8 protein-coding genes, 1 pseudogene and 1 riboswitch are annotated in these 9,153 nt (G+C 59.3%); of the genes and pseudogenes, 3 read left to right on the top strand and 6 right to left on the bottom strand.

All coding sequences use genetic code 11. The features are described 5' to 3' along the window. Positions 1 to 428 precede the first annotated feature (428 nt). From QO231_RS21255 to QO231_RS21245, 3 genes are read left to right on the top strand one after another with little or no spacing between them, the layout of a single operon-like run. Positions 429 to 1,412: a tripartite tricarboxylate transporter substrate binding protein gene (locus QO231_RS21255; RefSeq protein WP_316781337.1), complete on the top strand. Its 984-nt coding sequence runs from the start codon at positions 429 to 431 to the stop codon at positions 1,410 to 1,412. 60 nt (positions 1,413 to 1,472) lie between these two features. After that, entirely contained in the window at positions 1,473 to 1,952 is a 480-nt protein-coding gene (locus QO231_RS21250) for a tripartite tricarboxylate transporter TctB family protein (protein ID WP_316781334.1), read from the top strand. Between the two features lie 3 nt (positions 1,953 to 1,955). Further along, entirely contained in the window at positions 1,956 to 3,476 is a 1,521-nt protein-coding gene (locus QO231_RS21245) for a tripartite tricarboxylate transporter permease (RefSeq protein WP_316781331.1), read from the top strand. A gap of 45 nt (positions 3,477 to 3,521) precedes the next feature. Here QO231_RS21245 and QO231_RS21240 read toward each other — a convergent pair. From QO231_RS21240 to QO231_RS21215, 6 genes and pseudogenes are all read right to left on the bottom strand, one after another. Then, positions 3,522 to 3,788: pseudogene (locus QO231_RS21240) on the bottom strand (IS3 family transposase); the annotation flags it as partial. Positions 3,789 to 3,804: 16 nt separating this feature from the next. Beyond that, positions 3,805 to 4,575, bottom strand: a complete 771-nt coding sequence (locus QO231_RS21235) for an ABC transporter ATP-binding protein (protein ID WP_316781328.1) — start codon at positions 4,573 to 4,575, stop codon at positions 3,805 to 3,807. After that, positions 4,575 to 5,633, bottom strand: a complete 1,059-nt coding sequence (locus QO231_RS21230) for a FecCD family ABC transporter permease (protein WP_316781325.1) — start codon at positions 5,631 to 5,633, stop codon at positions 4,575 to 4,577. The genes QO231_RS21235 and QO231_RS21230 overlap by 1 nt, the downstream gene beginning before the upstream one ends. Further along, positions 5,630 to 6,646 (bottom strand): ABC transporter substrate-binding protein, encoded by a 1,017-nt coding sequence (locus QO231_RS21225; protein ID WP_316781323.1) that lies wholly within the window; start codon positions 6,644 to 6,646, stop codon positions 5,630 to 5,632. The genes QO231_RS21230 and QO231_RS21225 overlap by 4 nt, the downstream gene beginning before the upstream one ends. Before the next feature lie 111 nt (positions 6,647 to 6,757). Then, positions 6,758 to 6,957: riboswitch (cobalamin riboswitch) on the bottom strand. Positions 6,958 to 7,324: 367 nt separating this feature from the next. Next, entirely contained in the window at positions 7,325 to 8,383 is a 1,059-nt protein-coding gene (locus QO231_RS21220; protein ID WP_316781320.1) for a D-TA family PLP-dependent enzyme, read from the bottom strand. 9 nt (positions 8,384 to 8,392) lie between these two features. Continuing rightward, complete coding sequence (locus QO231_RS21215; RefSeq protein WP_316781317.1) at positions 8,393 to 9,148, bottom strand: SDR family NAD(P)-dependent oxidoreductase; 756 nt, start codon at positions 9,146 to 9,148, stop codon at positions 8,393 to 8,395. Positions 9,149 to 9,153: the final 5 nt, after the last annotated feature.

Genomic DNA, 9,153 nt, shown 5'->3' with positions numbered 1-9,153 from the left:
CGTCATCGCCCGCATCTCCGACATGCCGGTCTCACGCCTGCACGAGCTTCTGCCTTGGGAATGGGACGGAGCAACGCAACACGTCAAGGCAGCCTGACCGCGGTACACGGCGGATGCTTACCATCAAAGCACCAAGCCTTCGGTTTTGATCCAATCACTCCCTTCCAGTGACCAATCTGTGTTTCACCTCGGCTGCGCTGATTGTAACCAAGATCGACCTGCCAAGTTAGTCGAGCGTGATTTCGGCGGGGTCGGGGCACGATGTCGAGGGCGGCGCAGAGTGTATTAAGCTCCTGCTCGCCTGTTGTGGTGGGCTTTGGCAAATATCTATCCCGTCTGGTCCTACCAAATCAAATCTGAACTACGGTTGCGCGCTCGCCTCTCCGTCGCGCATAGTATGGTGAAGACTTATGCAGGGAGACAACAATATGAAGCTCATACGGATTTCGACGCTCGCACTTGTGGCGACGGTAACACTCGGTGCCGGTTTCGCCATTGCTCAGGAAAAGGAAAAGGCTATGGACAAGATCCATTTCCTCATTCCTGGCGGCGCGGGAGGCGGTTGGGACGGCACGGCGCGCGGCGTCGGTGAGGCGCTCAAGAATTCCGGATTGGTTGAGACGGTGACCTTCGAGAACATGTCCGGCGGCGGCGGTGGCAAAGCCCTGAACTACATTGTCGAGAATGCAAAAAGCAACGAAGGCACGCTGATGGTGCACTCCACGCCGATCATCGTGCGGGCGCTCAACAAGACCGTTGACATGGGGTATCGCGACGTAACGCCTGTCGCCGGCGTCATCGGTGACTACGCCGCCATCGTGGTCGGCAAGGACAGCCCATACGAAACCTGGGATCAACTGTATGCGGCCTATCAGGATAACCCCCGCGACGTTGCAATCGGTGGCGGATCCGCCCCGGGAAGCATGGACCATCTTGTACCAGCGGCGATTGTGCAGGCGGCGGGCAGCGACCCGCTGGATATGCGCTATGTGGCCTATGATGCGGGCGGAAAGGCCATGGCTGGCTTGCTGTCAGGCGAGATTGCGGCGCTGTCCACCGGGCTTTCCGAAGCCATCGCGCTGGCCGATGCCGGCGAAGTCCGCATCCTCGGCGTGACCGCGCCCGAGCGTGTCGAAGCCGTCGCGGACGTGCCGACCTTCAAGGAACTTGGCGTCGACATGGAGTTCGTCAACTGGCGCGGCTTCTTCGCCGCACCAGACCTGCCAGAGGAAAAACGCGGGCAATACGCGGATGTGCTCAAGGAAATGACGTCCACCGAAGCCTGGGCCAATGTGCGCGACCGCAACGGTTGGATCGACATCTACAATGCCGGCGATGATTTTTCATCTTATCTGGCCAACCAGGAAGCTGACATGGAACAACTGATGAAAGGCATGGGTTTTATCCAATGAACTCTCCTGCCCAGTCGCTCTTCTGGCGACTGGGTCCCTTGTTCGGAAAGGTGCAAAGCCATGACGCTTGACCGCGCGATCGCCTTCTTCATTCTGATCGTTTGCCTTTTATACGGGTATTCAGCCTGGTTCATCATGGACGCGGAAATTCCGCCCTTCATGGCGCGCAATCCCGTCTGGCCATCGTCCTTTCCAAAGATACTGGCAATCGGCGGTATGTTCTTTTCGTTCCTGGTGCTGATCACGCCCTACCGACCCAAGGATGATCCCGATCTCGATTTGTCGCGGTTGTCGGAGTACAACTACGGACAGGCCATCGGACTACTGGCTCTGATGACGGCATATGCCTTGCTTCTGTTGCCATTGGGCTTTCTGGCATCCACTTTCCTGTTTCTCATGATCGGAAGCCTGATCCTCGGCGAACGCCGCTGGGTCCCCATGATCCTTGCATCGGGGATCGCGAGTGTCGGCATCTGGTATCTCGTGCAGGAAGTGCTCGGTATCTTCCTGCGTCCTCTCCCTGCAATGTTCGGAGCATAGGCCATGATTGAAGGACTTCTTATCGGCTTGTCTACGGCATTCTCGCTGACGAATATCCTCATGGTAATCGGCGGCTGTCTCATCGGCACGTTTATCGGCATGCTGCCCGGCCTTGGCCCGATGTCGATCATTGCCATCATGATCCCCGTGGCCATTACCATAGGCGATCCCTCTGCGGCGCTGATCCTGCTTGCAGGCGTCTACTACGGGGCGATCTTTGGCGGCTCCACCTCGTCCATCCTTATCAACGCGCCGGGCGTCGCCTCGACTGTGGCGTCCAGTTTCGATGGTTATCCGATGGCGCGCGACGGCAAGGCTGGCAAGGCGCTGACCATTGCGGCTATCGCCAGTTTCGCGGGCGGGACGATCGGCGCACTTCTTCTGATGGTGTTCGCTCCCATGCTGGCCTCGGTCGCACTGCTGTTCCACTCGGCCGAGTATTTTGCCCTGATGGTTGTCGGTCTCTCGGCTATCGCTGCCTTCGCCGGTACCGGCAACGTCGCCAAGGCCATGCTGATGACCATTGTCGGCCTGATGCTGGCAACTGTAGGAACCTCTGCACTCTTCAATGCGCCACGCTTCACTGCCGGCATGATGGAATTGCAATCTGGCATCGGGTTCATCACGCTTGCGATGGCAATGTTCGCTTTGCCCGAGGCGATCTATCTTGTGCTTGACCCGGCCCGCTCGAAACGGTCGGGCGACAGTGGCAAGATTACGAACCTGCGTATTTCCCGCGAAGAGGGCCGTCAGATCGCGCCCGTCATCGGCCGTCAGTCGGTTCAGGGCTTTTTCATCGGCGTGCTGCCCGGTGCGGGCGCGACCATTGCTTCTTTCCTGGGCTATGCCGTCGAGCGCAACATCGCTTCGGCCGAAGAGCAGAAGATGTTCGGCAAGGGATCCGTCAAGGGTCTTGCGGCACCAGAAAGCGCCAACAACGCGGCCTCCACCGGCTCGTTCGTGCCGTTGCTGACTCTGGGCATCCCGGGATCAGGCACCACGGCGATCCTTCTGGGCGCGCTACTGGCACTGAACGTTACACCCGGCCCGCGCCTGATGGTCGACTCGCCCGAGATCTTCTGGTCGGTTATCATCTCGATGTACCTCGGCAACCTCGTACTGCTCATCCTGAACCTGCCGCTCATCCCCTACATCGCCAAGATTCTCGCGGTGCCGCGCACTTTCCTAATCCCGTTCATCCTCTTCTTCACGCTGATGGGCGCCTATATTGGACAAAACAATTCGACTGAACTGCTGCTTCTGGTCGCCTTCGGAGTTATGGCCACGATCCTGAAATTTGCTGACTTCCCATTACCGCCGCTACTTATCGGCTTCATTCTTGGCGGTATGCTTGAAGACAACTTTGCCCGCTCGATGCAGCTTTATGACGGCGTCAGCTTCATGTGGGAACGGCCGATGACCATGGTTCTTCTTATCGTTGCAGCGATCCTGGTGGTGCTTCCAGGTCTGCGCACCTGGCGCGCACGCGCCTCCCAGCGTCGGGGTGTCTCCACTCCTGACTGAACCGGCTGCATCTTCGCAACCTGGAGGCGAGGTGCCCCTGGATTGTTAGACACCTGCCTTTTTCAGTTTGCGCTGTCTGTTCTCATGGTCAACGGGCGACAGCATGCCGGTGTTCGTGTGCTTGCGGTTGGGGTTGTAGAATAGCTCGATGTTCTCAAAGACATCGCGCCGTTCTTCGTCGCGCGTCCGATGTTTCTGTCGCGTGACCTTCTGTCGTTTCAAGAGATGGAAGAAGTTCTCCGCGACGGCATTGTCACGACAATTGCCTCTGCGGCCCCTCACGGAGTGTTCCAGTTTGTGTTCGCACAGGAACGTGCCACATCGGCTCTTATCCTGTGCGCGCGCTATGAAAACGGATGATAGCGGTGCCATCGAAGGGGTCGGTCATGAAGTGTCCGCAGACGCCAAAGGTATCGCGCAGACGCGCTTCGGTCAGGATTTCGGATGGCGCGCCGAGCGCGACGATGCGTCCAGCCTCCATCACGCAAATCCGGTCGCAAAGCAGGGCTTGGTTCAGGTCATGCAGCGCGATCACAGATGTAACCGGCAGGCCCCTGACCAGGTGAAGGATGGCAAGTTGGTGGCCGATATCCAAGTGGTTGGTGGGTTCGTCCAGCAACAGGATGTCCGGCGCTTGCGCGAGCGCCCGGGCGATCTGGACGCGCTGGCGTTCGCCCCCCGACAGCGTGTGCCATAACCGGTCTTCAAAGCCTTTCAGGTCGACAGCGGCCAACGCGCTGGCGACGATGGCATCATCTTCTGACCGCCATGTCCTGAGTGCCGTCAGGAAGGGTGTGCGGCCAAGCTCCACCGCTTCACGTACAGTGATGCGATCCTCGGTGTTGGCATGTTGTTCGACCAGGGCCAGCTTGCGGGCAATGTCGCGTTGGCGCATGTTTGACATGGGCGTTTCGCCCAGGCACACGCGACCCGAAGACGGCTTTTGAATACCGGCCAACATGCGAAGCAAGGAGGATTTCCCGGATCCGTTCGGGCCGACCAGCCCCAGCATTTCGCCTGTCCGAACCTTGAGGGTCGCATCGGATACAATCGTCTTTTCCTTGACCGACCAGCCAAGCGCATTGCAACTCAAAGACATCACACGGTCCTCCGTCCGATTAGGATCAGGGCGAAAACCGGAGCGCCCACCAGCGCGGTGACGACCCCGATGGGCAGAACCTGCCCGGGAATGATCATGCGGGAAATCACATCTGCAGCGATCAGAAACACGGCCCCTGCAAGCGCCGAGGCCGGGATCAGCGCACTGTGCCTTGTGCCCACGATCCGGCGCATGGCGTGTGGGATGACCAACCCGACAAACCCGATGGAGCCGGTAACCGACACCATCACCGCTGTCACCAAGGCGGCCACGCCAATCAGCCCCACCTGGACGCGTCTAACTGCAATCCCCAACGACGCGGCGCTGTCGGCTCCAAAGGTAAACGCATCAAGCGCGCGTACATTGGCGAGGCAGGCGAAAAGCCCGATCAGCGTTGCGGGGATCACGCTGATGGTATCGGACCAGCGGACGCCACTGAGATTGCCCATGAGCCAGAACATGATGCCGCGCGCCTGTTCGGCGCTGGCGGATTTGGCGATCATGAAAGCGGTCAGCGCGCTGAACAGTTGCGATCCGGCAATGCCGGCCAAGACGATCACGCCTGCCGCCCGCAATCCCGCGCCGCCCCCTGCGGCATGGGCCAGCATGGCCACGAAGCCAAAGGCAAATATCGCCCCGGCAAAGGCCCCGACCGATAGTGAAACAGCACCGGCGCCGATGCCCATGACGGTGACGGCGACGGCGCCGCTGGACGCACCTGCGGAAATGCCAAGGAGATAGGGGTCAGCCAGCGCGTTGCGCAACAGTGCCTGCAGGACGACGCCCGACAGGGCCAGCCCCGCGCCGCAACAGGCGGCTACAACCGCCCGCGCAAAACGGTAGTTCCAGACAATGCCTTCGTCGATCCTGTCGACCGGATAATCCGCGCCGAACATCTTGTTGGCCAGCACCTGCGCCACCACATCCCAGGGAATCGGGGTTTCGCCAAGCGCTGTGCCAGCCATCAACGCAATCAGCAGCACGGGCGGTGCAATCACCGCCCAGTGCCAAGCTCTGCCTGATACGGACCGGCTCACCTGCCGGTCAATCACGGTCATTTCAAATCATACCCTGCCAATGCATCCGCCACCTGATCGAGCGCATAGATTGCGCGGACGGTCGGGCTCATGGCGTGGGCATCGATGGTGATGATACGCCCTTTTTTCACGGCAGCCATTTCGCGTGCCACCGGATCGTTCATCAGGAATTCGCGCTTTTTCTCGATGTCGTCGGCCGGGAACCGGCGGCGGTCCATTTCGGCGATCACGATAAAAGTCGGGTCCGCCTTGGCCAGCGTTTCCCAGCCCACGCTTGGCCACTCCTCGTCCGAAGTCACGACGTTTTCGACGCCCAGCTTGTCCATCATGTAGGCCGGCACACCCTTTTGCCCGGCGACGAATGGATTGGTATCAATTTCGGCCGAAGAGAACCAGAACAGGCCAGATGTGCCGTCGGGCAGGCTCAGTCCGCTTGCCTTTTCGATCGCCTTGGATTCGCTTGCTTTCAAATCTTCGATCAGTGCGGCGCCTCTGTCCTGCACGTCGTAGATCTCGGAAAGCTGGGCGATCGATTTGTACAGCTGGTCGGTCGAAAACAGCTCTGACCGTGTCCCATCCAGCCCCACGAGGTTGTCCTTTTTCTCGCATTCGGTGGGCATGACATAGGTTGGTACGCCGACGTCATGAAACATCTCGCGGGTGCCAACGATGCCTTCCGGGCCCACATGCCATTCGTACATCACTGTCACGAGGTCGGGCTTCTTGTTGACCACACTCTCAAAGCTGGGATCGTTGTCGGCCAGCCGCTCGATGCCGTCATTCAATTCCTCGAATTGGGGCAGGACCGGGTTGAACCATACCGCTGTACCAGAAACCGTGTCGCCCAGCCCGAGCAGGTAGAGCAGTTCGGTCGTGGATTGACCCAAGGCCACCGTATTTTCCGGGGGCCCCTCGAATGTCAGGGTGTGGCCACAATTGGCGATTGTCAGCGGATAGCTGGTCTGCTGCGCTGTGACAGCAGTAGACGTCAGGACCAGCGCCATCACCCCGGGCGCAATCAAGTGTTTCGTCATCAAATGGCTCCTGTGCCATTGGTGGGCTAAGGCATGGGGCAAGATCGAAAGACAAGGAAAGCGGATAATCCCGCCCGATGACAACCACGATCCACCCCGGACATCCCCGCCCGGTTACAGTGTGCGTCGGTAGGTCTCCTGACTCGCGGCTCAGCGCCTTGTTCCACCTTCCCGGGTTGTCATGGCCCAGTGGTTACTTCAGAACGTGGCTCGCCGCTCACAGTTGCGGGGGCAGTTACGTTTCACGCGCTTGGGGCGCGCTGCGAATTCCCTATTATTTTCTAAAGAAAACCGACGACCCTTGATAGAAGGAAATATTCTGCGATGCAAGATCAACGCCATTCGAGTGTTGCCAGAAATCGGGTTGCTTTCCGGAGGTGGTTTGATGGGATGTTCTGGCGTCAGCTATGCGAGCTGCGAAACGTGAGGAACTCCTCAGCGAATTGGATTAAGTTGAAAAAATAGCAAAATGACGAACGAATTGGACCGATTCTGACCGGTTTGCGAACGAGTGCAAGTGACGCCGAGGAGGACCACCGACTGGTGCAGGCTTTCGATGAATTCAGCCTTTGGGGTCAGCGCGGTGCGGTTAATATGTGACCCGGAAAAATGGGTCTAATCCCTGAGTCACCTGATCGCTTCTCGGACCGGACCTACGCAACAATCGCCAAGATCCATTTAGCGGAGACGGCCCCGCGAGGTGATCGGGGCCGTCTCTTCAATCCGAGAATTGCGCATCAGGTATACATGATCAAAGAGGTTGGTGACGACACAGCAGTGATTGGGAATGATCTGTAACCGCTCGCCGATTTCAGGGCGATGCGCGCAAGCTGACAGATCAACGATGCCGTGCTCCTCGGACAGTGCTGTGATTACGGCCTCCGGATAGGTCGTGATGTGCCCATGCCCCTCCGCACCACAAAGATCGGCGGCCAATGCCTTGGAACCACTGTCCAGAATGGCACGATCCGGCGTTGGGCGGCTGACAACTGTCGCAAGCACGGTCAGGGCGCAGCGATCCAATGCGCCATGCCCCCAGGCCACCTGCATCCGATCCCCATAGATATAGGTTCCCGGCCGGTACTCGTTCGCCGCGGGGATTTCGGCGGCGCGCATCAGGTCCGGGGTTCCCCCAATGGAAACCCGTTCGGGTGGAAGGCCCGCCGCCGTCAGTGCGTCAATGGCGTCTGTTAGCCAAGTCTGCACATGCTGTGTCTTGCCCTGAGGTGGATAGCTCATCAAGCCAGCAAAGGTCAGGCCGGGGGCGGCGTCAATGACTGTTGCCAGATCAACAGCCTCGTGGGCCGTTTGCACCCCGCAACGCCCCGCGCCGGTGTCACATTCGACCAGGACGGCCAACGGATGCGAGGGATCTGTGAAACGTGCTGCATAGCCAGCAATGGTTGGCGCATTGTCCGCTGTCACGCAGAGTGTAGTGCGCTGGTGCAGCGCATGAAGCCGATCCAGTTTGGTCCGACCCAGGATGTTGTAGGGCAGGAAGACATCATCCATCCCGCCATCCGCCATCGCTTCGGCTTCGCCCAGCTTCTGAGCGGTGATCCCCACGGCGCCCAGATCCTGTTGCAACCTGGCAAAGCGCGGCAGTTTGTGGGTCTTGACGTGTGGTCGCAAGATCAGACCGTGTGCATTGGCATAGTCTTGTGCGGCCTTCAGGTTGGCATCGACCTTGTCGAGGTCGATCAAAACGGAAGGCGTGTCTACGTCATTGATATCCATGTCGGACCCTTATCTGATGGCATCTAGAAACGGCAGGTTGCCCGCTGACAGCCCGGCATCGACGGCGAGGGTGGTGCCGGTGATGCCCGATGCCAGATCCGAGGCCAGAAACAGAACCGCATTTGTCACTTCCTCAGGGGTCACGATACGGCCCATGGGATAGATGCTTTGCAGCTTGTCCAAAATCGTGGGGTCCGCCGCAAGCCGGTGTTCCCACGCTCCGGTCCGGATGGAGGCGGGCGCAACGGCGTTGGAGCGAATACCGTTGGGTGCCTCTTCGACTGCAAGGGCGCGCATCCAGGCCATCGTCGCGGCCTTGGCCGCCGAATAGACGGGATTGCCAAAATGACTTGATGCATTGCAGGACGAGATGAACACAAAGGCACGATTACCAGCCGCATCGCGCATCGCCGGCAGCAACGCATGTGTCAGCAATGCCACGCCGTTGAAATTACAATCCATTTCGTCGTCGATTCCCGCCGCCGTTGTCATGGCCAGGGTCTCCTGACGGGTCCAACCGGCGTTCGACACGACCACATGAGGCGTTCCGTTGGCCAGTATCTCCTGTGCGCGGCCAGCGATCTGGGCCTTGTCGCGCAGATCAAAGAAATGGCTTTCGGCGATATGCGGCGCGGCAAGTTCAGCCCCGACGACATCACAGGCGACGACCTGTGCACCTGCGGCGGCAAACCCTTTGGTCAAGGCACTTCCGACACCGCCTCCGGCCCCGGTGATGACAACACGAACCTCGTTAAATCGGATCATGGCAA

This window comes from Sedimentitalea todarodis, from assembly GCF_032595355.1.
Lineage (GTDB): Bacteria > Pseudomonadota > Alphaproteobacteria > Rhodobacterales > Rhodobacteraceae > Sedimentitalea > Sedimentitalea todarodis.
Note: the sequence above shows the minus strand (reverse complement) of the source record. Positions and strands in the feature narration are given on the sequence as shown.